At 59.7% G+C, this 23,404-nt stretch carries 19 protein-coding genes and 1 pseudogene; all 20 read left to right on the forward strand.

Going from position 1 to position 23,404, the window contains the following annotated elements; all coding sequences use genetic code 11:
* The first annotated feature begins 114 nt into the window (after positions 1-114).
* The 20 genes and pseudogenes from QN370_RS06555 to QN370_RS06650 all read left to right on the forward strand — a co-directional run bounded on the left by QN370_RS06555 (position 115) and on the right by QN370_RS06650 (position 23,392).
* On the forward strand, positions 115-1,857 hold the full coding sequence (locus QN370_RS06555) for an ABC transporter transmembrane domain-containing protein (protein WP_322127692.1): 1,743 nt from the start codon (positions 115-117) through the stop codon (positions 1,855-1,857).
* Complete coding sequence (locus tag QN370_RS06560; protein ID WP_322127691.1) at positions 1,847-3,583, forward strand: ABC transporter ATP-binding protein; 1,737 nt, start codon at positions 1,847-1,849, stop codon at positions 3,581-3,583. Before QN370_RS06555 ends, QN370_RS06560 begins: the two co-directional genes overlap by 11 nt.
* Before the next feature lie 233 nt (positions 3,584-3,816).
* On the forward strand, positions 3,817-5,262 hold the full coding sequence (locus QN370_RS06565; RefSeq protein ID WP_322127690.1) for a pilus assembly protein TadG-related protein: 1,446 nt from the start codon (positions 3,817-3,819) through the stop codon (positions 5,260-5,262).
* Positions 5,259-6,074, forward strand: a complete 816-nt coding sequence (locus QN370_RS06570; RefSeq protein WP_322127689.1) for a hypothetical protein — start codon at positions 5,259-5,261, stop codon at positions 6,072-6,074. Before QN370_RS06565 ends, QN370_RS06570 begins: the two co-directional genes overlap by 4 nt.
* The gene (locus QN370_RS06575) at positions 6,075-6,818 is read left to right on the forward strand and encodes a hypothetical protein (RefSeq protein ID WP_322127688.1); all 744 of its coding nucleotides are present in this window, start codon (positions 6,075-6,077) and stop codon (positions 6,816-6,818) included. It begins immediately after the preceding gene.
* Positions 6,815-7,000 carry a hypothetical protein gene (locus tag QN370_RS06580; protein WP_322127687.1) on the forward strand — a complete coding sequence of 62 codons (186 nt, stop codon included), beginning with the start codon at positions 6,815-6,817 and terminating at the stop codon, positions 6,998-7,000. Before QN370_RS06575 ends, QN370_RS06580 begins: the two co-directional genes overlap by 4 nt.
* On the forward strand, positions 6,997-7,395 hold the full coding sequence (locus QN370_RS06585) for a DUF192 domain-containing protein (RefSeq protein WP_322127686.1): 399 nt from the start codon (positions 6,997-6,999) through the stop codon (positions 7,393-7,395). Before QN370_RS06580 ends, QN370_RS06585 begins: the two co-directional genes overlap by 4 nt.
* Positions 7,396-7,649: 254 nt before the next feature.
* Positions 7,650-9,269, forward strand: a complete 1,620-nt coding sequence (locus QN370_RS06590; RefSeq protein ID WP_322127685.1) for an ABC transporter substrate-binding protein — start codon at positions 7,650-7,652, stop codon at positions 9,267-9,269.
* A gap of 67 nt (positions 9,270-9,336) precedes the next feature.
* Entirely contained in the window at positions 9,337-10,290 is a 954-nt protein-coding gene (locus QN370_RS06595) for an ABC transporter permease (protein ID WP_322127684.1), read from the forward strand.
* The gene (locus tag QN370_RS06600) at positions 10,291-11,187 is read left to right on the forward strand and encodes an ABC transporter permease (RefSeq protein ID WP_322127683.1); all 897 of its coding nucleotides are present in this window, start codon (positions 10,291-10,293) and stop codon (positions 11,185-11,187) included.
* Positions 11,184-12,236: an oligopeptide/dipeptide ABC transporter ATP-binding protein gene (locus tag QN370_RS06605; RefSeq protein ID WP_322127682.1), complete on the forward strand. Its 1,053-nt coding sequence runs from the start codon at positions 11,184-11,186 to the stop codon at positions 12,234-12,236. Before QN370_RS06600 ends, QN370_RS06605 begins: the two co-directional genes overlap by 4 nt.
* Positions 12,233-13,201: an ABC transporter ATP-binding protein gene (locus QN370_RS06610; RefSeq protein ID WP_322127681.1), complete on the forward strand. Its 969-nt coding sequence runs from the start codon at positions 12,233-12,235 to the stop codon at positions 13,199-13,201. Before QN370_RS06605 ends, QN370_RS06610 begins: the two co-directional genes overlap by 4 nt.
* The gene (locus tag QN370_RS06615) at positions 13,198-13,878 is read left to right on the forward strand and encodes a GntR family transcriptional regulator (RefSeq protein WP_322127680.1); all 681 of its coding nucleotides are present in this window, start codon (positions 13,198-13,200) and stop codon (positions 13,876-13,878) included. Before QN370_RS06610 ends, QN370_RS06615 begins: the two co-directional genes overlap by 4 nt.
* 51 nt (positions 13,879-13,929) lie before the next feature.
* Entirely contained in the window at positions 13,930-15,525 is a 1,596-nt protein-coding gene (locus QN370_RS06620) for a gamma-glutamyltransferase family protein (protein WP_322127679.1), read from the forward strand.
* Positions 15,526-15,542: 17 nt separating this feature from the next.
* A complete protein-coding gene (locus QN370_RS06625) occupies positions 15,543-16,526 on the forward strand; it encodes a bile acid:sodium symporter family protein (protein ID WP_322129145.1) in 984 nt (327 codons plus the stop codon).
* 181 nt (positions 16,527-16,707) lie between these two features.
* Positions 16,708-18,423: a DUF1800 domain-containing protein gene (locus tag QN370_RS06630; RefSeq protein WP_322127678.1), complete on the forward strand. Its 1,716-nt coding sequence runs from the start codon at positions 16,708-16,710 to the stop codon at positions 18,421-18,423.
* A 13-nt stretch (positions 18,424-18,436) separates the two neighbouring features.
* Positions 18,437-19,876 (forward strand): DUF1501 domain-containing protein, encoded by a 1,440-nt coding sequence (locus QN370_RS06635; protein ID WP_322127677.1) that lies wholly within the window; start codon positions 18,437-18,439, stop codon positions 19,874-19,876.
* A 48-nt stretch (positions 19,877-19,924) separates the two neighbouring features.
* Positions 19,925-20,020: pseudogene (locus QN370_RS06640) on the forward strand (bile acid:sodium symporter); the annotation flags it as partial.
* A gap of 170 nt (positions 20,021-20,190) precedes the next feature.
* Entirely contained in the window at positions 20,191-21,918 is a 1,728-nt protein-coding gene (locus QN370_RS06645; protein WP_322127676.1) for a DUF1800 domain-containing protein, read from the forward strand.
* 13 nt (positions 21,919-21,931) lie between these two features.
* Positions 21,932-23,392 carry a DUF1501 domain-containing protein gene (locus QN370_RS06650; protein WP_322127675.1) on the forward strand — a complete coding sequence of 487 codons (1,461 nt, stop codon included), beginning with the start codon at positions 21,932-21,934 and terminating at the stop codon, positions 23,390-23,392.
* The last annotated feature ends 12 nt before the right edge of the window (positions 23,393-23,404 follow it).

Here is a 23,404-nt window from a genome sequence, read left to right on the forward strand (position 1 = left end):
GCCGCCAATCAGCCGTCAATCCGATCCACCAACATGCGGTAAAATGCGCCCCCCGACGCGATCCGCCGGCCCGCCGTATCCACTTTCCAGCCATCCCTTGCAAAGGCAGTTCGAATGACCTTGTCCCGACTCATCGGCACCTTCGTGCGCAGCCACTGGCAGTCGTATATCGCCGCCGGTGCGATGCTGGCTGCGGTGGCGCTGCTGACGGTCTGGGTGCCGCGCAAGGTCGGTCATATCATCGATGCGCTGGTCGCCGGGCAGTTGGGTGGCGCGGCGTTGCTGCAGGAACTGGCGGTACTGGTGGCGATCGGTGTGGCGATTTACTTTCTGCGGGTCGGCTGGCGGCTGCAATTGTTCAAGGCGGCTTATCAGTTCGGTGTTGAACTGCGCACCCGGCTGTATGCCCGGCTGGCGCTGCAAGGGCCGGCGTTTTACCAGAAGCAGCGTACCGGCGACCTGATGGCGCTGGCCACCAATGATATCGATGCCGTCGAGATGGCTGCCGGCGAAGCGATGCTGGCCGGTTTCGATGGCTCGCTGACGTTGCTGATGGTGCTGGCGATGATGCTGATCGGCGTCGACTGGCGTCTGACGCTCATTGCACTGGTGCCATTTCCGTTCATGGCGTTTGCGTTCTGGCGCATCTCGAATCAGATCCACCTCGCCTCGACCGATTCCCTCAAACGCTTCAGTGATCTCAATGACCACGTGCAGGAAACCCTGGCCGGCGTGCGCACCTTGCGTGCGCTCGGGCTGGAGCAGCGCAGCGCAGTGCATTTTGCCGAACTGGCCGAACACGCCGCGGCCGCCAATCTGCGCGCGCAACGCTGGGAAGCCGCCTACGAACCGGCGGTCGGTATCACCTTGTCGACCGCCGGCGTGCTGACGCTGTCGCTGGGCGGTTATCTGGTGTGGAATAACGCACTGACCATCGGTGGACTGACCAGCTTCTCGATGTATCTGGGCCAGCTGATCTGGCCGATGTTTGCCGCCGGCTGGGTCTTGTCGCTGATCGAGCGCGGTCGGGCCGGCTGGGAGCGGCTCGCGCCGATACTGGCCTTGCCGCTGTCGGTCGACGACAACGGCGCGGTGACCCGTTTCGAACCCGGTTTGCTGACACTCGACAAGATCGACTTTTCCTATCCGGGACAAGGCGCGCTGGCCTTGCAGGATATTTCGCTGCAACTCGAACCTGGCCAGACGCTCGGTCTGGTCGGCCCGACCGGTGCCGGCAAGTCAACCCTGCTGCGCATCTTGCTGCGCCAGTTCCGGCCGCTGCATGGCAACGTGGTGTGGGGCGCGCAGGCGCTGGATGCGTATGCGCTCGAAACCCTGCGCAATGCAATTAGCTGGGTACCGCAGGAATCGTTTTTGTTTTCCTCATCAATTGCCGACAACATCGCACTGGCGCGCCCCGATGCCAGCCGTGCCGAAGTCGAACACGCTGCGGGGCTGGCAGCTGTGCATGACGATATCCTGCGTTTCGCGCAAGGTTACGAAACCGCTGTGGGCGAGCGCGGCGTGACCCTGTCCGGCGGCCAGCGCCAACGGGTCGCGATCGCCCGTGCGCTGCTGGCCGACAGTCCGCTGTTGCTGCTCGACGATGCCTTGTCGGCCGTCGACACCGGCACCGAAGCGAGCATCCTGCAACACTTGCGGGTTGCCCGCAACGGCCGCACCGTGATCATCGCCAGCCACCGGCTCAGTGCCGTGGCCGACGCCGACCAGATTGTGGTCCTGCGCGAAGGTCGCATCACCGAACGCGGCAGCCATCAGCAATTGCTCGATGGCGATGGCTGGTACGCCAGTCAATGGCGTTACCAGCAACTGGAGGCCAGTCTCGATGCGCTCTGAAACCCGTCAAGCCATTGCGCTGTTGCGCACCTCGGCCGCGCCGGACCGGCGTCACCTGTTCATCGGTACCGCCTGGCTGGTGCTGGCCGCCGGCCTCGAAGTGATCGGCCCGCTGCTGGGCAAGTCGCTGATCGACAATCACTTGCTGCCGCATCAGCTGGACTGGCCGCGCATGATTGCGCTGCTGGTCGGCATTCTGGTCACCGGCTGGGTCGCCAGCGTCGTCCGTTATTTCCAGCTGACGCGCTTGTCGGGACTGGCGATGCGGTCGGTGCGACGCTTGCGCGAATCGGTCTATGGTCATGTGCTGCGCCTGCCGATGGCGTTTTTCGACAAGGCCATTACCGGCCAGCTGGTCAGCCGCGTGACCAACGATACCGAGGCCGTCAAGAACCTGTACATCCAGGTGCTGTTCGTGATCCTTGACAGCAGCATCGTGCTGACCGGCGCGATGCTGGCAATGGCCTGGCTCGACTGGCGACTGATGCTGGTGGTGCTGATGCTGTTCCCGGCGGTGATCGTGATTGTCTGGTTTTACCAGCGCAGCAGCGCGCCAGCCGTGATGCGTGCACGCGAACTGCGCAGCGAAATCAATGCGCAGGTGGCCGAGTCAATCGGCGGCATGCCGGTGCTGCAAGCAAGCAATGCGGCGCTGCGTTTTGGTGACCGATTCCGCGCCACCAATCAATTGCAATATCACGCCCGCGTGGCCGAACTGCGGGCCAATGCGTGGCTGCTGCGTCCGGCGCTGGACCTGCTCAATGTGTTGTTGCTGGTCGGCGTGATTTACAGTTTTGGCCAGCGCCAGTTCAGCGGGCTCGAAGTCGGCGTGCTGTATGCGTTCGTCAGTTACATCGCCCGCGTGGTCGATCCGCTGATCCAGATCACGCTGCAGTTCAGCCAGTTGCAGCAATCGGTCGTGGCAGCCGCGCGGGTCAATACGCTACTCAATGAACACAAGGTTGTCGCGAGCAAGAGCAATGAGCGCATCAGTGCCGGAGCGGTCTCGATTCGCAACGTGCGTTTTGGCTATGTGCCGGGTCAGGACGTGCTGCACGATCTCACTCTGGATGTGCCGGCCGGTGCGTTTTATGGCGTGGTAGGTCACACCGGCAGCGGCAAATCGACACTGCTCAGTTTGCTGCTGCGTTTTTATACCGCGCAAAAGGGCAGCATCGCCATCGACCGGATTCCATTGGGGGCAATCGGCGACGAGGCATTCCGGGCTGACGTCGGGCTGGTCCCGCAAGAGCCATTTCTGCTGGCTGCCAGCGCGCGTGAAAACATCGACATGGGTCGCGGCTACAGTCAGGCCGAGATCGAAACCGCAGCCCGCGCTGCCAAGGCACACGATTTCATCCTCGCCCTCGAAGCGGGTTACGACACGTCGCTCGGTGAAGGCGGGGCGCGTCTGTCGACCGGGCAGAAGCAACTGATCGCCGTCGCGCGCGCGCTGGCGGGCCAGCCGCGCATCCTGTTTCTGGACGAAGCTACCTCGCATATCGACAGCGAAACCGAGCAAGTGGTGCAAGCCGCGCTCGACGAGTTGCGCGGCAGTGTCACGCTGATCGCGATTGCCCACCGATTGTCGACCATCCGCGATGCCGACCGCATCATCGTGCTCAACCATGGCCGCATCGACGAGCAGGGCACGCACGACGAGCTGATGGCGATTGAGGACGGGATTTACCAGAAGCTGTATTTGCTGCAGCAGTTGACGGACTAAACTCACGAAGCACGAAGCACGAACACACAGCACGCACTGTGGGTTTGCATTTCTACAACTGAATCGGTCGATGGTTGGCCGACTTCAAAAATATCGCCTCTCCCAACGCACTTTTTTTGCGGCACTGCCGGGCTTCGCTACGATGACAAAACTGGTTACAAAAAAGCAGAGTCTTTTTGTTTTGGTAACCATTTCACTTCCCATTCCATCAACAACAGCAGGCCGGAGCATTCATGCATCGAGGCAGTCAGTTCCAGCGCGGACAAGCGCTGATCTACGGCATTTTTGTCCTGATGGGCGGACTGACGGCGCTATTTTTTCTGTTCAATACCGGCCAGCTAAGCAGCGAAAAAACCAAGCTCGTCAACACCGCCGACGCAGTCGCTTATAGCGCGGGCGTGATGCAGGCGAGGGCGTTGAATTTCGATGCATACAGTAATCGGGCGCTGGTAGCCAATGAGGTGCTGGTGGCGCAAATGGTGAGTTTGTCTTCGTGGGGGCAGTATGTGTCGACGCATGCGGACAATCTGACGAGGGAGTTTCCTGATTGCCGCAATCCCGTAATTGCGATCCCTGCCGCTCTCTACAACTATGACCTGCTTTACGGCATTTTCTGTTTTGCGACAACGAGCTTCGGTGTTGGCGCAATCGATCTCGCAGGTCGGACTGTGACGACGGGCGCGGCTGCTGTGATCATTCCCGTCGAAGCCAGCAAAAGAGCAATTCTGTCTTCTCAAGCACTGTTGCATGCGCCGGCCTATTTGCAGAATGCCAGCCTGCGCGTGATGCAGGAAGTCGCTGATCGTAACTATGCGGGCGATGGTGCAGTGACTGTTGCCGCATTCACTGGCTTACCTTCGGGAGCCAGCCCCGCAGCGACAGATGTGCTCAACGGCTTTACGACACAGTATGCCGATGCGGCGCGGTTACGGTTTGCTGAAGTCGCCAAGCTTGCTGCCTACTCGGATGATTTTGTTCGTGAGCGAAACTGGACTTCGGAGGCCCTGGTCTCACCTCCTCACGAATGGAAATGTGTGTGGAGAAACAAGAAGAACTCCGTCAAGAGGCGCGGCGGCACTGAACTGATTAATCTGGATGAATGGAAAGCGGAAGATACGGAATCCTCCTGGCGATTTACGAATGGAGGCGGGTTGCTCAATACGAGATGTAATTTAACCGAGCATCCGATTGGTTATGGTGAACAACAGGCCCGCCCTTCTGAAATGGATCAGGATGAATCCGGTGCACAGCTCGGAGGGTCTCCCGGAACCAACCCGCGCGCGAGTGGCGCTGCTTCCTCATCGGCGTGGACTGCCTACACCGGTTTACCTTCCTTTTACGATCTGTCTGATCTTGATCCCACCAGGAATCCGGTCATGCAATTTCGTGTACGCCTGACCCGCAGCGCAGCTGGCACACGGACGTCTGCCGGAACGTCAGCCATCGCCAGCACCCCGCGCCTGAACAATTTCCAGAACAATTTTGCCGATGGCGTGATGACCGCCGTAGCAGGAGGCGAAGTGTTTTTCGAGCGCCCATTGACGGTTCCGAATGATCCGTCACAAGGCAATGACAACCAGTACGCTGCAAAAACTGGCAGTCCCGACAGGCGTGAAATCGGCAGCCTGTTTAATCCTTACTGGCAGGTACGACTCATGCAAAAGGTGTCACCTCCATGAACCGCCCCACGCATTCGGCAACCATCTCGCAGCGCGGTCAATCTGTCGTTGAATTCCTCGTCCTTTCCGTCGCGCTGGTCCCGCTCTTTCTGCTCTTTCCGCTGATCGGCAAATACCAGGATATCCGCCACGCGACCCAAATGGCGAGTCGCTATGCAGCCTTCGATGCGACCACGCGCAATGACATTCAAAGCGTCGATGGCTGGAAACCGGAAGCGCAACTGGCCGATGAAATACGGCGGCGGTTTTTCAGCAACAGCAGTGCGCCGATCAAGACCAATGATGTCGCAGGGGACGTTGATGCCAACCGCAATCTGGCCTGGCGGGACCCGTACAACAATCCGTTGATTGAGCGCTTCAGCGATGTCAGTCTGACTTTCGGCAACGGCGGCAGCACGCATGCCGATGGCTTCAGCACCGCATTCGATAGCACACCATTTAATCGCGTGCCATTGGCAAATTCCGGCACGATGGGCTTGCAGGCTCCCGGTATTTATACCGCCAATGTCTCCGTAAAATTAGCCAACCTGCCAGCAGGCATCAAGAGCATTGTTCCCTTCGATACGATCGACCTGTCGATGCAGCGCCATACCAGTTTGCTGTTCGAGCCTTGGAGTTCGCCGTCACCGCAAGAAACCGAAAACCGGTTTGGCAAGCTGGCACCTGTCCCGGGCGCGCTGTCGGCCCTTTCACCGATCATTGACCTGGGTGTGAACTATGTCGACATGTTCAAAGTCACTCCACCCGAATTCGGCAACCTGCAAAAGTGGCGCGATGTCGTCCCGCAGGATCGCCTGAGACCGGCCGAGTAAATGATGACGAACCTTGCGCGTAGCTATCTGCTTCTGGTGCTGGTCTGGCGCTGTGCCAGTGCCAGCGTGTTCGCTGCAACGCCATGGCCAAGTCCGGTATTACCCGCCGGTCTCGACACCTTCCCTATCGCGGATCAACTGACCGTCAACGACTTGCCGATGCGCCTGAAAGGATTCATTTCACCGCGTCGTCCTGCCGAATTGATCGAAGCATTCCGGCGCTCGCTCGGTCAACCGCTGGTTGAAAGTACGGCGTCGGGCAAGCAGATACTTGGCCGCGCCGAGGGTGGGTTTTATGTGACGGTGCAAATCGAAGCCGCCGGCAGCGGCAGTAAAGGTGTCGTCGCAGTGACCGACTTTGCGGCAATGGCCAGGGACCACGCGCAAGGGCAGGACACGACTGCGCGCTGGCTCGACCGTCTGCCGGCTGGTTCCATCCTCAGCAGTCAGATGACCTCGCAGGAAAATGGCCGGCAGGCGCGCCACATGGTGATCCTCAATCGCCACGCCGAGTCCGTCAATCGGGATGCATTGCTGCGCCTGATGACGGCCGATGGATTCCAGTTGGAACGCGAGATCGGCGTTGATGCCACGGTGCAGCGCAGTCTGCCGTCGCAGCTTGCCGATGCCCGCACGCTGGTTTTCAAGTCGCCGGGCAAGGACGCGATGGCCGTCATCAGCCGAAGCGGCGACCAGACTTCGATCGTGTTGAACACCACAATGACCCTACAGAGATCTCCATGAAAATGCATACGGGCCGCCGACCGTCGGGCCAGTCGATGGTCGAATACCTGCTGGTGTGCGCCGCGCTGATGCTGGCACTCGGTGTCAGCATGATTGGCCCGGACAGCGGCCTGCTCGACTTGATCACGGGATTCCAGAGCGCCTATCAAAATTACAGTTACTCGATCTCGCTTCCAGAATGAACATCATCGACATTGCCGGCATACCCGGTTTGCGCGTTACCGTCGCGAGTACGTTCTTGCAGCGTCTGGTGGGTCTGCTTGGCAAACGTCGTCTGGCTTATGACAGTGCCTTGTTGCTGGTCCCCTGCAACAATATCCATACGGCTTTCATGCGCTTTGCCATTGATGTCGTCTTCATCGATCTGACCGGTACGGTGGTCGCCATTTACCCGCGCGTGCGACCCTTCGGGATGGCCGTCGAGCCGACCGCTTACGGTTGCCTCGAACTCTGCGCCGGCGCCGCAGCACGTTACGGACTGGAGGTCGGACAACGGCTGGCGGCACCGGGCATCGCCAGCTCGAACAACACATGGTCCCAGCCTGGCGAAGAACAATGCATTGCCGCCAGGAAGTAAGTCGGGTTAAAAATGCGCGACCAGACAGCCCCATTCTGGCTGTGTTGCACCATGCACTCGCCTTTCGTTGGTGCACTCGGGTGCCATTGTTCCTGCATCAGGATGCGGTAAATGAAGCTCCTTGATCCGATGCCAAGAACAACGTCCAGTTAGCCGTGTAAAAACAAGTGCTTGAAAAAAACAATGTAAAAAAGCAAGAGCTGGCACGTTGCATGCAATAGGAGGTCGGTCCTGTCCACTTTCTGGAGATTTGCATGCACCATCTGTCCACGTTGCCCAAGTTATTTTCCCGCTGCCTGGTTGCCGTACCGTTTGCCTTGGCATTGCACGCCAGCGCCTTTGCTGAAACGGTCGCGCGCTACGGCATATCGATGGCTGATATTCCGCTGACAACCGGCCAGCCCGATCGCGGTGCTGGTGCATACCAGTTCACCGGCCACACGATTTACGATCCGCTGGTGGCATGGGAATCGAACATCGGCACCCGCCCGGGCAAGCTGATCGCCGGCCTCGCCAGCAGCTGGAAAGTCGATCCGAAAGACAACAAGAAATGGACCTTCACCTTGCGCAAGGGTGCCCTGTTTCATGATGGTTCCGAGTTCAAGGCCGACGCCGTGATCTGGAATCTCGACAAGGTCCTCAACGACAAATCACCGCAATTCGATGCCAAGCAAAGCGCACAGGTGCGACCCCGCATTCCGTCGATTGCGACCTATGCAAAGGTTGACGAATATACCGTCGAGATCACGACCAAGACCGTCGATGCGCTGTTCCCGTACCAGTTGCCGTGGTTCCTGATTTCCAGCCCGGCACAATGGGAAAAGCTCGGTCGCGACTGGAACAAATTTGCTTCGCAACCATCCGGCACCGGCCCGTTCAAGCTCGACAAACTGGTGCCGCGCGAGCGCGCCGATCTGATCAAGAATGCTGGCTACTGGGACAAGAACCGGATGGCCCAAACGGATCGCATCGTGCTGATCCCGATTCCCGATGCGCTGACGCGCTCGAACGCGCTGCTCAGCGGTCAGGTCGATCTGATCGAATCACCACCACCGGATGTCGTGCCGCAGCTCAAGAGCGCCGGCTTCAAGCTGGTGACGAACATCACGCCGCATGTCTGGCCGTATCACTTCAGTACCCAGCCCGGTTCGCCATGGGCCGATATTCGTGTGCGCAAGGCAGCCAACCTTGCCATCGACCGCGACGGTATCGTCAAGCTGATGAACGGCCTGGCCATTCCAGCCAAAGGTCAGGTCGACACCACCAGTCCGTGGTTCGGCAAGCCGACCTTCAAGCTGACTTACGACATCGCTGCGGCCCGTGCGCTGATGGCGCAAGCCGGTTACAGCCAGGCCAAACCACTCAAAGCCAAGGTCATCATCGCCCAGGGCGGCACGGGTCAGATGCTGTCCTTGCCGATGAATGAATACATCCAGCAAAGCCTGGCCGAAGTCGGCATCCAGCTTGAATTTGAAGTGGTCGAACTGGAGACCTTGTACCTGCACTGGCGCAGTGGCATCAAAGCCGACATGAATGCCGGCAAAGGCATCAGCGCGATCAATCTTGGTTACGTCACATCCGATCCGTTTTATGGCATCACGCGCTTTGTCGATAGCCGTGCCATCGCACCGAACGGCGTCAACTGGGGCGGCTACAACAATCCGAAAGTCGATGCGCTGATCGATCAGATCAAGACCAGCTTCGACCCGAAAGTACAAGACGGCTTGCTGGCGCAAGTGCACCAGACCATGGTTGATGAAGCGTTGATGCTGTGGGTTGTCCATGATGTCAATCCGCATGCGCTGTCACCGAAGGTCAAGGGTTTCATCCAGGCGCAGCATTGGTTCCAGGATTTGACGACGTTGAAGATGTAGTCCGCGCAGGGAGCCGGGATGCACATCCTGGCTCCCTGCGAATGATGCTGTCCTGCTGAAAGTTCCCATGTTTTCCTACATTCTCAAACGTTTGCTTTACACCATTCCGATCGTACTGAGCGTCACGCTGGTGTCGTTCATGCTGGTCTATCTGGCCCCTGGCGATCCGCTCAATGCCATCGCCCCGGCCGATGCACCGGCCGAAGTGATCACTGCCTTGAAAGCGGCTTACGGGCTGGATCAACCGATCCCGATCCAGTACGGCAAGTGGCTGCTGCGCGCCGTCCAGGGCGACCTCGGCAAGTCGATTGCCTCGGGACGCGAAGTCGTCACCGAAGTCCTGAGTGCGGTCAGCAATACGCTGCTGCTGGCAGGTGTCGCCGGACTGGCCGGTGTGCTGGCCGGTTGTATTCTCGGTGCGCTGGCCGGCTACTGGCATGGCGGCTGGATCGACCGTATCGCCACCGTGTTGTCCGTCATCGGCGTAAGCGTTCCGCACTACTGGCTGGGGCTGGTGCTGACGATTATTTTCTCGACCAAGCTGGCCTGGTTCCCGGCGATGGGTGCTGGTCCGGGTGGCTCGGCCGAATGGCTGTGGGACCTCGAACACATGCGCTATCTGGTCTTGCCGGCACTGACCTTGTCGGTGATCCCGCTGGGCATCATCACCCGCACCGTGCGGGCGCTGGTGGCCGACATGCTGGAACAGGAGTTCGTCATTGCATTGCGTGCAAGAGGATTGCGTAACACCGCGATCTTCCGCCATGTCGCCAAGAACACCGCACCGACCGTCCTTGCGGTCGCGGGCTTGCAGCTCGGTTACCTGATGGGCGGATCGATCCTGGTCGAAACCGTCTTCGCCTGGCCCGGCACTGGCTTCCTGCTCAACACAGCCATCTTCCAGCGCGACATCCCGCTATTGCAAGGCACGATACTCGTGCTGTGCCTGTTCTTTGTCGCCCTCAATTTGCTGGTCGATATCCTGCAACCACTGATCGATCCACGGATGGGACGCGCTTAAATGAACCTCGCTGAAATTATCCCCGCCGCTCTTCCCGAGATTATTCCAGCGGCCCCCAGCCGCAGCTTCTGGCACGTCACCGGTCGCCAGTTGCGGCGCGATCCGGTCGCGATGATCAGCGCCTTCGTGCTAATGCTGATCATTGGTGCCGCGCTCTTTGCACCATGGCTGGCACCGGCCGATCCGTTCAAGGCCAGCATGCTGCGCCGCTTGCTGGAGGTCGGTTCGCCCGGACACTGGCTGGGCACCGATGAACTGGGCCGCGACATGCTCACACGGCTGATGTATGGCGCTCGCCTGTCGCTGCTGATGGGCGTGGTGCCGGTGCTGGCGGCGTTCGTGATCGGCACCTCGATTGGCTTGTTCGCCGGTTATGTCGGCGGTCGCGCCAACATGATCACGATGCGCGTGCTCGATGTGTTCTACGCGTTTCCGTCGGTGCTGCTGGCAGTCGCGATTGCCGGTGCGCTCGGCCCCGGCATGAGCAACAGTCTGATCGCCCTGACGCTGGTGTTCGTTCCGCAAATGGTGCGGGTGGCCGAAAGCGTGACGACCCAGGTGCGCCGTCTTGATTACATCGAAGCGGCGCGCATGAGCGGCGCATCGGCATTCTCGATCATCCGTGTGCATGTGCTCGGCAATGTGCTGGGACCAGTGTTCGTGTACGCAACCGGTCTGCTCAGTGTGAGCATGATCCTCGGTTCGGGCTTGTCCTTCCTCGGTCTGGGCGTGAAACCGCCGGAGCCGGAATGGGGCCTGATGCTCAACACCTTACGCTCGGCAATTTTTATGAACCCGCTGGTAGCTGCATTGCCCGGCGCGATGATTTTTATTACGTCGATTGCTTTCAACCTGCTCGCCGATGGCGTGCGCTCGGCCATGGATATTCGCAAATGACCACCTTGATTCCTGCTACACCCGACCGTGGCGGACCCGCCCAACCGCTGCTGATCGTTCGCAATCTGAAAAAATATTTTCCGGTGCGTCGCGGCGTACTGGAGCGCGAACGCCAGTTCGTCCATGCCGTGGACGGCGTCAGCTTTTCAATCACCAAAGGCACGACGCTGGGCATCGTCGGTGAATCCGGTTGCGGCAAATCGACCACTGCGCGGTTGATTGCCAAGCTGATGGACCCGGACAGCGGCACGATGATTTTCGATGGCGAAGGCGTCGGTGAATTTCGCGGACTCGAACTGAAAAGCTTCCGGCAAAGTTTGCAGATGGTGTTTCAGGATTCGTTCGCCTCGCTCAATCCGCGCCTGACAATTGTCGAGACTATCGCCTACGGTCCGCAAGTGCACGGGCTGACTTCAGCCGAAGCCACCGAGCGCGCCCGCGCTCTGCTGGCGCGGGTCGGTCTGGAGCCGGACCAGTTCGGTTCGCGCTATCCGCACGAGTTGTCCGGCGGTCAGCGCCAGCGCGTCAATATTGCCCGTGCGCTGGCCTTCAATCCGCGTCTGGTCATTCTTGATGAAGCCGTCGCCGCGCTCGACAAATCGGTCCAGGCGCAAGTACTGAACCTGCTGCAGGAACTCAAGGCCGAGCACCAGTTGACCTATCTGTTCATTTCGCATGACCTGCATGTCGTGCATTACCTGTGTGATGAAGTGATGGTGATGTACCTCGGACAGGTGGTCGAGATCGGTCCGGTCGAGCAGATTTATGGTCAGGCCGCGCATCCGTACACGCGGGCATTGCTGTCGGCCGTGCCGTCGATGGACCCGGATCACCGCACCGAAAAACCGCCGCTGGCCGGCGACCCGCCGAACCCGATCAACCCGCCGCCGGGTTGCCGTTTTCGGGATCGCTGTCCGCATGCCGAAGCGGTCTGCGCGCAATCGCCTGCGCTGCTGCCAGCGCGTTTTTTGCCCGGCCATCAAGTCGCCTGTCACATGAATGATCCGCGCTCCGGCCACAGCGCGATCGCGCTGGAGCACGCAGCATGAGCGCGCCCCTGGTTTCAGTTAAAGACCTTAGCGTGCAATTTCACGGCAACCGCGTCGCCAGCGCCTTGAACAATGTCAGCTTCGATGTGCACGCCGGCGAAGTGCTCGGTTTGCTGGGTGAATCGGGCTCCGGCAAAAGCGTCACGCTGCGCACCTTGCTGCGCTTGCACTCGCCGCGCACCACCCGCATCAGCGGCAGCATGCATGTCGATGGGCAGGACGTGCTGGCGCTGCAGGGCAGGGCGCTCGATGCGTATCGCGGTGGCGTCGTGTCGATGGTGTTTCAGGAGCCGGGACTGGCCTTCGATCCGGTCTATACCATCGGCCAGCAGATCACCGAAGCGATCCGCGCGCATGAAAAAATCTCTGAGACGAGTGCTCGCGCCCAAGCCCTGCAGATGCTCGAGCGCGTGCAGATTCCGCAGGCGCGGCGTCGCTTCGATGCCTATCCGCACGAGCTGTCGGGCGGCATGCGCCAGCGCGCGATGATTGCACTGGCACTGGCCTGCAAACCGAAATTGCTGCTGGCCGACGAGCCGACCACCGCACTGGATGCGACCGTACAAATCCAGATTTTGCTATTGCTGCGCGAGCTGCAGCGCGAGACCGGCATGGCCGTGATTTTTGTCACGCATGACATTGGTGCCGCCGTCGAAGTCGCCGATCGCATCGCTGTCATGTATGCCGGTCGCATTGTCGAAGACAACACGGTTGCCGGTATCGTGCGCTCACCGCGCCATCCGTACAGCGCCGGATTGCTGGCCTCGACGGTATCGGCCGAACATCGTGGCCAGCCGTTGATTGCGATCCCCGGCGCGCCACCCAATCTCGCGGCACTGCCGGCGGGTTGCAGTTTTGCGCCGCGTTGCACGCATGCCAGTGCGCGCTGCGTGAGCGAAGTGCCACCGGTGCTGGCCAATGGCGCAACGCGACTGGCCTGCTGGCATCCGCTGGTGCCGGCATGAACGGGCCCGAACGCCTGCGCGGCGCGCGCGCCGACGAGATCAGCAAGCAGATTGCCGACGACATCGTGCTCGGTCGTTTCGCACCCGGTGCCCGACTCGATGAAGCGATGCTGGCCGGACTGTTCGGCGTCTCGCGTACGCCGGTGCGCGAAGCACTCAAGCAGCTGGCCATTCAGGGACTGGTCGTGAGTCGTCCGAATCGCGGCTCGGTCGTCGCCGAACTGACACCGGAGCAGCGCGACCGCATGTTTGAAGCGATCGGCGAACTCGAAGCAGCCTGTGCCCGGTATGCAGCAATCCGCTTGTCGGCGGCCGAACGAGAACACCTGAGCGCATTGCATGCCCAGTCGCGCGACGCGATGCGCGCCGGTGATGTCGACCTGTACGACCATCTCAATCACGCCTGGCATCAGGTCATCATTCACGGCTGCGGCAACCCGGTGCTCATCGAGATGACGCTCGGTTTGCGGCATCGGATCGCACCGTTCCGGCGCTCGCAATTTCGCAATGTCGAACGGATGAGCGCGTCGTATGAAGAGCATGCCGTGATCATCGAAGCACTGCTGGCCCACGACGTGACGACGGCCCAGCGCCAGATGCGCGCGCACCTCGTGTCGGCGCGCAGCGCTACGGCGCGGGTGGCCGGTTCCGAACCCGGTAAAACTGCGCCAACGTGATACTTTTCGTTTCGAGATAACACCACTACCACCACAAGAACAAGGATCACCATGTTGAACACCGCCCGTGCCACCCACGCCATCGCCGTCGCCCCGCATCATCTGGCCTCGCAATCCGCTCTCGCCGTGATGCGCGATGGCGGCAATGCCATCGAGGCGATGGTCGCTGCTGCGGCCACCATCGCCGTGGTCTATCCGCACATGAATGGCATTGGTGGCGATTCGTTCTGGGTCATCCTGCCACCGGGTGGCGAGCCGATTGCCATCGATGCGTGTGGTCAGGCTGCGCTGGGCGCGACCATCGAGGCGTATCGCAGCCGTGGTCTGTCGGCCATTCCGATTCGCGGACCGCTGGCAGCCAACACGGTTGCCGGCACCATCGGCGGTTGGCAAGCGGCGCTGGACGTGGCCGCCGAGCTGGGCGGAACAATGTCTCTCGCACGTCTGTTGCGCGACGCGATCGGCTATGCACAGGACGGCGTGCCGGTGACGCTCAGCCAGCAAAACGCGACCGCCGCAAAGCTGCCGGAACTGGCCGCGCAACCGGGTTTCACCGATACCTTTCTGATCGACGGCGCGTTGCCGCTGGCCGGTCAACGCTTTGTGCAACCGCGCATGGCGCGCACGCTGGGATTGCTGGTGCGCGACGGGCTCGACAGTTTTTATCGCGGTGAACTGGCCAGCACGATCGCTGCGGATTTGCAGACGGTCGGCACGCTGCTCGCGGGCGCGGATCTGGCCGCTTGCCACGCGCAGCGCAAGACGCCGTTGCACCTCGCGCATTCGGCCGGCACGGTATTCAACATGACACCACCCACGCAAGGTGCGGTCTCGCTGGCGATCCTCGGGCTGCTCGATCGCGCCGGTCTGGCGCAAGTCGAAGCCGATAGCGCCGACCATGTTCACCTCGTGGTCGAAGCGACCAAACGCGCCTTTGGTCTGCGCGACCAGTTCATCACCGATCCGGCTTACATGACGGTCGATCCGCAATCGCTGCTGGCACCGGAACGGCTCGATGTCCTGGCCGCGACGATCCATCTCGGCGAAGCGGCACCGTGGGGTGCAGGCAAAGGACCGGGCGACACGATCTGGATGGGCACCATCGACGAATCCGGTCTGGCGGTGTCGTTCATCCAGAGCATTTATCACGAGTTCGGCAGCGGCGTGGTGCTGCCGACGACCGGCATCAACTGGCAAAATCGCGGCGCATCGTTCAGTCTCGATGACGACAAATTGCTGGCGCTGCGGCCCGGCAAGAAACCATTTCATACGCTCAATCCAGCCGCGGCCCGCCTCAACGATGGCCGCACGATGGTCTACGGAACAATGGGTGGCGACGGTCAGCCGCAAACGCAAGCGGCGGTGTTCACGCGCCATGTGGTGTTCGGCCAGCCGCTGCAAACTGCGGTGACCGCACCGCGCTGGCTGCTTGGTCGCACGTGGGGCCAGAGCACCGACACGCTGAAACTCGAACAGCGTTTTCCGTCAGCGGTGGTCGAGGCATTGGCCGCGCGTGGCCATGATGTCGAAGTCTTGCTGCCGTTTGATGAAACCATGGGCCATGCCGGTGCCTTGGTGCGCCATCCCGACGGCATGCTCGAAGGGGCCAGCGATCCGCGCTCCGACGGTGGCGTGGCGGGATACTGAGGATGAAGCTGAGCATGATGAAACGCCCGCGTTTTTTGCCTGACAATTTCATGCTGATGATGCTGGCAACGCTGGTTGCCGCCACGCTGTTGCCGGCGCATGGCACCACGGCGGGCGTGTTCAACGTCGTCACCAACGTGGCAATTTGCCTGCTGTTTTTTCTGCACGGTGCCAAGCTGCCGCCGCAAGCGGTGATCGCCGGCGCGACGCACTGGCGTCTGCATCTGATGGTGCTGGTCTGCACCTTCGTGTTGTTGCCGCTGCTCGGTCTGGCGCTTAAACCACTGGTGGCACCGCTGGTGACGCCCGACCTGTATCTGGGCATTCTGTTTGTCTGTGTGCTGCCATCAACAGTGCAATCGTCGATCGCGTTCACCTCGGTAGCGCGCGGCAACGTGCCGGCGGCGGTAGTGGCGGCATCGGCGTCAAATTTGCTGGGGATTTTTTTGACGCCGGTGCTGGTGGGATTGGTCGTCGTTGCGCACAGTGGCGGCTTGGGTTCGTTCGATGCGATTCGCAATATTGCCTTGCAATTGCTGTTGCCGTTTATCGCAGGCCAATTGTTCCGGCGCTGGATAGGCGGCTGGGTTGATGCGCACAAACCGGTACTCAAGATGGTCGATCAAAGTGCCATCTTGCTGGTGGTCTACACCGCCTTCAGCGAAGCCGTCAATCAGGGCTTGTGGCAGCAATTGCCAAGTCATTCGCTGCTCGGTTTGCTGCTCATTGATGCGCTGTTGCTGGGCGCGATCATGCTGATCGCCACGTTCGGCAGCCGCGTGCTCGGCTTCAACAAGGAAGACGAAATCACCATCGTGTTTTGCGGTTCTAAAAAAAGCCTGGCTAGTGGTATCCCGATGGCCAAAATCCTGTTTGCCGGTCATGCACTGGGGGCGGTCGTACTGCCGCTGATGCTGTTCCATCAGTTGCAGCTCATGGTGTGTGCGGTGCTGGCGCAGCGATATGCGCGGCGGGAGGAGCCGTTGCGCGAGGCGGGTTGACGCGTTGCCAACGTGTGAATAATTCGTTAATAGCACTTCAATAAATGACTTTGCAAAAGGTCATTTTTATCCTGGAAAGAGACGTTTTTTTCAGCGCAGACACCACAAATTAAAAAAATAGTGCAACCAGAAATACGTTTTACCCGATCATCGATTGATGCGTTTTCAATCGGGGTGAAATATGCTTTCCAGAAAATTTGGTTCGGTCATTTCGCTGCTCTTGCTGGTCCTGATGAGTGCCTGCGGGGGAGGCGGCTCGTCTTCACCGGATGCGGGTGGATCGGGGAATTCGACGCCAACGCCGACGCCACCCGACATCAAGCCGACAGCAGCGCAAGCCTCGCGCTTCCTGGCGCAGGCTTCCTTCGGTGCCAGCGGCACCAGCATCAACGAGGTCGTCGACGGAGGAACACGTAGCTGGATCGAGAGCCAGTTTCTCAAGCCGCAGGTCTTGCATCGGGACTATCTGGCGCGGATCGCTTCGACCCTGGCTAACGGTGCCACGCTTTCACAGAACCAGGTATTCGAATCCTTCTGGATGCAGGCAGCGACGGGTGATGATCAACTTCGGCAGCGCGTCGCTTATGCGCTTTCCCAAATCTTCGTGGTCTCGCTGCAAGACAGCTTTCTTGCCGATCATCCGGTCATGGTGGCGGGCTTCTACGACACGCTGGCAGCCAATGCCTTTGGTAATTTCAGGTCGCTGCTCGAAGCGGTGTCGCTGCATCCGGCCATGGGCATTTACCTGACGTCGTTGCACAATCAGAAAGAAGACGCGACCCGCACGCCGGATGAGAACTACGCGCGCGAAGTCATGCAGTTGATGTCGATCGGGCTGGTCGAACTGAATCCGGATGGCAGCCAGAAGATGGTCAATGGCGCTCCCGTCGAGACCTATTCAAGTGCCGATATCAGCGGCTTGGCCAAGGTCTTTACCGGCTGGAGCTGGGCCGGTGCCGACAAGACCAACACACGCTTTTTCGGTGGCGGCACCCAGGACCCCGATCGCGAATGGAAGCCGATGCAAAGCTATCCGCAATTCCATTCCACCTCCGAAAAATCTTTCCTGGGCGTGACGGTGCCGGCCCAGAGCGCGGCCAATCCGGAAGCCAGCCTGAAGGTCGCACTGGACCGCCTGTTTAACCATCCCAATGTCGGCCCATTCATCGGCAGGCAACTGATCCAGCGACTGGTCGTCAGCAATCCAAGTCCCGCTTATGTCGCCCGCATCAGTGCCGTTTTTGCCGACAATGGCCAAGGGGTGCGAGGTGACATGCAGGCAGTGATCCGGGCCATCCTGCTCGACCCGGAGGCCAGCAGCGATGCACGGTTGAGCGCCGCCGACAATGGCAAGTTGCGTGAGCCAATCCTGCGTCTGGCGGGATGGATGCGGGCATTCGGCGCGACCTCGGCGTCGGGCCGATTCCTCATTCCCAATCTGGACGATCCGCTATCGTCACTGGGCCAGTCGCCATTGCGCTCGCCATCGGTCTTCAATTTTTACCGGCCAGGCTATGTGCAGCCCAATACAGTCGTTGCAGATGCCGGTCTGGTTGCACCCGAAATGCAACTGGTCAGCAATACATCGATAGTCGGTTATCTCAACACGATGCGTGACGTCGTGTCGAATGGCATCGGAGCCAATCGTGATGTCAAAAGTAATTATGTCGATGAAATCGCGCTGGCCGACACACCCGAGAAACTGCTTGATCGCGTCAATTTGCTGCTGTTGGCTAACCAGATGACGACGGTGCTACGCAACCAGATACTGGCAGCGGTCAGTTCGGTCGCGGTCTCGGCAACCGATATCGCTGCTGCCGACCGTGCCCGGAAAAATCGCGCGTTGCTGGCCGTGTTCCTGACACTGGCTTCGACCGAATACCTTGTGCAGAAATAACCCGGAGGCCCGCATGACCACCAAACCCAACCCGTCGCGCCGCGAATTCCTGCGCGCTGCCTCCCTGCTGTCGATCGTTGGCAGTGCCGGAGCGCCATTTGCATTCAATCTCGCGACCATCGGCGCAGCCGCTGCGCAAGCTGCGCCATCCGATTACAAGGCGCTGATCTGCCTCTTCATGGCTGGCGGAAACGATCACGGCAATACCGTACTGGCGACCGATCCGCAATCCTGGGCCGAGTACCAGCGTATTCGCACCACCAGTGATGCTGGTTCGATTGCCTTGCCGGCGGCTGGCGACGCTGGAGGCGTCCTGCCGATCACACCAAACACGGTGCAACCGGGCCGCAACTTTGCGTTACATCCTTCCTTGCAACCGCTCAAGGAGTTATTCGATGCAAAGCGGGTTGCCATCATCGCCAACGTCGGCACGCTCATTACGCCGACGACCCTGGCGCAGTACAAGGCAAAAAGCGTGAAATTGCCACCAAGGTTGTTTTCCCATAATGACCAGCAGTCGCTCTGGCAGTCGTCGATGCCGGAAGGCGCCCGTTCCGGATGGGGCGGACGAATGGGGGACCTGATGATGGCGGCCAATGCGATGCCGGTTTTTACGGCTATCTCTGTGACCGGCAACAACGTTTTCCTGGCTGGCCGGACGATCATCCAATATCAGGTTTCCAGCGCCGGGGCGGCACCCATCGGTTCACTGACGGGACCACTGTTCGGTTCCAGTGCAGGCGCCAATCCGCTACAGGCAATTATCAGTGGTGAACGGACCAATCTGTTCGAGAAGGATTACGCGACAGTCGTCAAGCGCGGGATCGATGCACAGGGTACGTTTGGCAGTGCGTTCGCTGTTCCCGGTGTCGTTCCCGACCCGACCAGGTACACCAATCCCAATACCGGTTTACCGGCGACCAACCCGCTGGCAGTGCAACTCCAGACCATCGCCCGGACCATCGCGGGCCGCAACGCACTGGGTGCAAAGCGGCAGGTCTTTTTTGTCAGCATGGGAGGCTTTGACACCCATGACGGACAACGGAAAACCCAGGCCGACCTGATGGCACGGCTTGCCCATGCGATGGCGTATTTCGATGGCGTAATGGGTAATCTGCAAGGCGTCAACTTGCGCAATCAGGTCACGCTGTTTACGGGGTCTGATTTTGGCCGGACGTTCTCCAGCAATGGCGATGGCACCGACCATGGCTGGGGGGCGCACCACTTCGTCATGGGCGGCGCTGTCAACGGAATGGATATCTACGGCACGTTTCCGGTCACCGGTTTCAAACACGATCTCGATGTTGGGTCCGGTAGTCTGCTGCCGCAGATTTCGGTTGATCAGTACGGCGCTACGCTAGCCAGCTGGTTTGGCTTGAGCGCGACACAAATTGCGGACGTGTTTCCCGCTATTGGCAATTTCAGCATCAAGAACCTGGGCTTTATGGGGTGATTCATAGCGAATATTGGCGCAGCGTCTTACGTTGGCGGCCATGCACCGGGGGCGGTCGTGCTACCGCTGAGGCTGTTCCATGAGCTGCGATTCCTGGTGTGTGCGGTTTTGGCGCAACGGTATGCACGTCGAGTGCAGATATAACGCGTTGCATTGAATTTGTGGAAGCAAAAATGCTGACAGCGATGCCTTAAAAATACAAGCCAAAAAAAGTCTGACTCCGCCAAAACCACTTTTGGAAAAACGGGATCAGATGGTGCTACTTTTTTCCGGAACAATTTTAGGTTGTTTTTTTTTTGTTCCGGAGAAAAATTATGCCTATTAGAAATTTTAAAGCCGTCACTGTTTTCTCGGCGCTTTTACTTGTTGCATGCAATGAAGACCTTGCACCCGGAGCCACCGGCAGCAGCGGTTCCGGTGCTCCGACCGGGCCTGCCGCCATTGTTGAACCGCTCGTCGTGTCGGCGTTGCCGACCCCGGCACAGGCCGTACGCTTCCTGGCTCAGGCATCGTTCGGTGCCAACAGCAGCACCATTAACGCCGTCGTTACCCGTGGCTTCAGCGACTGGATCAACGAACAATTTACTCTCCCTCAGACCTCTCATCGCGACACCGTCAACGGCCTCAAGACCCGACTGGGCGTCGGCGAAGCGCTCAACGAAGAGCATTTTTTTGAGTCATTCTGGAAGCAAGCCATCGAAAGCGAAGACCAGTTACGACAGAGAATGGTCTACGCACTCTCGCAGATTTTTGTGATCTCGCTGCAGGAAGGCGAGATTGGCGATCACCCGATTCTCGCAGCCAGTTATATCGACATGCTCGGGGAACAGGCATTCGGCAATTTTCGCAACTTGCTCGAAGCCGTTTCGCTGCATCCGGCGATGGGGATTTACCTGAGTACGCTGCATAACCAGAAAGAATCAGCGACCCGTGCGCCGGATGAAAATTATGGCCGCGAGGTCATGCAGTTGATGTCGATTGGCCTGTTTGAACTCAATCCGGACGGCAGTCAGAAGCAGGTCAATGGTGCTCCGGTCGAAACCTACACCAGCGCCGATATCAGCGGCATGGCCAAGGTGTTCACCGGGTGGAGCTGGGCCGGTCCCGACAAGACGCTTAACCGCTTCGTCGGGGATTTTACTAATCCGGAGCGCGAATGGCAGCCGATGCAAAGCTATCCGCAATATCACTCGACTTCCGTCAAAAATTTTCTCGGTGCCAGTGTACCGGCACAGGGCACGCCCGATCCCGAAGCCAGCCTCAAGGTTGCGCTGGACCGTCTGTTCGCTCATCCGAATGTCGGGCCGTTCATTGGCCGCCAGCTGATACAGCGACTGGTAACCAGCAATCCGAGTCCTGCTTATGTCGGACGGGTTGCTGCCGCTTTTGCCAATAACGGGCAGGGCGTGCGCGGCGACATGAAAGCCGTGATCCGGGCCATCCTGCTTGATCCGGAAGCCCGCAGCGACAGCACGATCACCGCGGCCCATAGCGGTAAGTTACGTGAGCCGGTGCTGCGGCTGTCCGGCTGGATGCGTGCCTTCGAGGCAAGGTCGGCCTCCGGGCGTTTCCTCATCGGTAACACCGATGATGCGATCGATTCGATCGGCCAGTCGCCGTTGCGGGCACCGTCGGTATTCAATTTTTACCGCCCCGGTTATGTGCCGCCGAATACGACGATCGCCAATGCCAACCTCGTTGCGCCCGAAATGCAGATCACCGGGGATACGTCGGTGGTCGGTTATCTGAACACGATGCATGAGACTGTCGCTGACGGGATCGGTCTCGATGGCGATATCAAAAGTGATTACGCCACCGAGATCCATCTGGCCGAGACGCCGGACAAGCTGGTCGATCGCGTCAATCTGATGCTGCTGGCTAACCAGATGAGCCCGGTATTGCGCGCTCAGATCATGACCGCCGTGAAGTCGGTTCCCGTCCCGATCAACGATGTTGCCGCTGCGGCGGAAGGCAGAATAAATCGCGTCTGGCTAGCGGTTTTTCTGGCACTCGCATCGCCCGACTATCTTGTTCAGAAATAACCCGGAGTTCATCATGACGAAGTCAACTCATTTCAAATCCCCTTGTGCGTCCCGTCGTGCTTTTCTGCGCACGGCGTCCATGTTGTCGCTGCTCGGTTCTGCTGCTGCGCCGTTCGCGCTCAACCTGGCGACCATCGGTGCGGCGGCGGCACAAACTGCGCGGTCCGATTACAAGGCCCTGGTCTGTCTGTTCATGAACGGCGGCAATGACAGCTTCAATACCGTGCTGGCAACCGACCCTACTTCCTGGTCTGCTTACCTGCGTTTGCGCGGGTCCCCCGACGATGGCGTCATTGCCTTGCCCGCTCCCGGCAATCCGGGTGGCGTGTTGCCGATCGTGCCGAAAACCGCCCAAGCCGGACGCCGCTTTGCGCTCCATCCGAATCTGTCACAACTCAAGAATCTCTTTGATGCCGGTCGCCTCGCGGTGGTACCGAATGTCGGACCGCTGGTGGTGCCGACGACGGCTACGCAGTATCTCGCCCGCAGTGTGCCCCTGCCACAAAAACTGTTTTCGCATAATGACCAGCAATCGCTCTGGCAATCGTCGATGCCGGAAGGAGCCAAGTCAGGCTGGGGCGGGCGGATGGGAGACCTGTTCATGGCGTCCAATTCGGCACCGATCTTCACCTCGATCTCGGTGTCGGGGAATGCGGTGTTCCTGGCAGGTCAACTCATCAACCAGTACCAGATCAGCGCGGCGGGTGCCGTGCCGATTGAAGATCTGCATGGTGAGCTGTTCGGATCAAGCGCGTCGGCCAATGCACTGGAAGCCATCATCAGTAACGATCACAGTAATCTGTTTGAAAAAGAATATGCCGCAGTGACGCGGCGCTCGATCGCGGCACAGAGCCAGTTGGCAACCGGGTTGGTGCCTGCTGGCGCGGCGGGGGTTCCCGACCCGACCCGGTATGACAGCCCGCGTCGCGGCGGGCTGGCCAGGAATGCGCTGGCGGTACAGTTACAAACGGTCGCCCGTGTCATCGCCAGTCGCAGTGCACTGGGTGCCAGACGGCAGATTTTTTTTGTGAATCTGGGAGGCTTTGATACGCATGATAATCAGCTCGGCCGACATGCCGAACTGATGGCGCAGCTTGACCACGCGATGGCGTATTTCGATGGTGTACTCGGGAACCTGCAGGGATCTGACCTGCGCAGTCAAGTCACGCTTTTCACGGCGTCCGATTTTGGCCGCACTTTCAGGAGTAACGGCGATGGCACCGATCATGGCTGGGGCGGGCATCACCTTGTCATGGGCGGCGCGGTGCGCGGGCAGGATATCATCGGCGCTTTCCCGGTGACCGGCCTCGATCATCCACAAGACATCGGCGGTGGCAGCTTGCTGCCGCAATATTCCGTCGATCAGTACGGTGCAACACTGGCTAGCTGGTTTGGTCTGGGTACTTCACAAATCGCCGAGGTGTTTCCGGGTATTGGACACTTTGCGAACAGAAACCTCGGGTTCATGACCTGATCCGTAGCCGTT

Origin of the sequence: Actimicrobium sp. CCI2.3, from assembly GCF_035019065.1 — a bacterium.
Taxonomy (GTDB): Bacteria; Pseudomonadota; Gammaproteobacteria; order Burkholderiales; family Burkholderiaceae_D; genus Actimicrobium.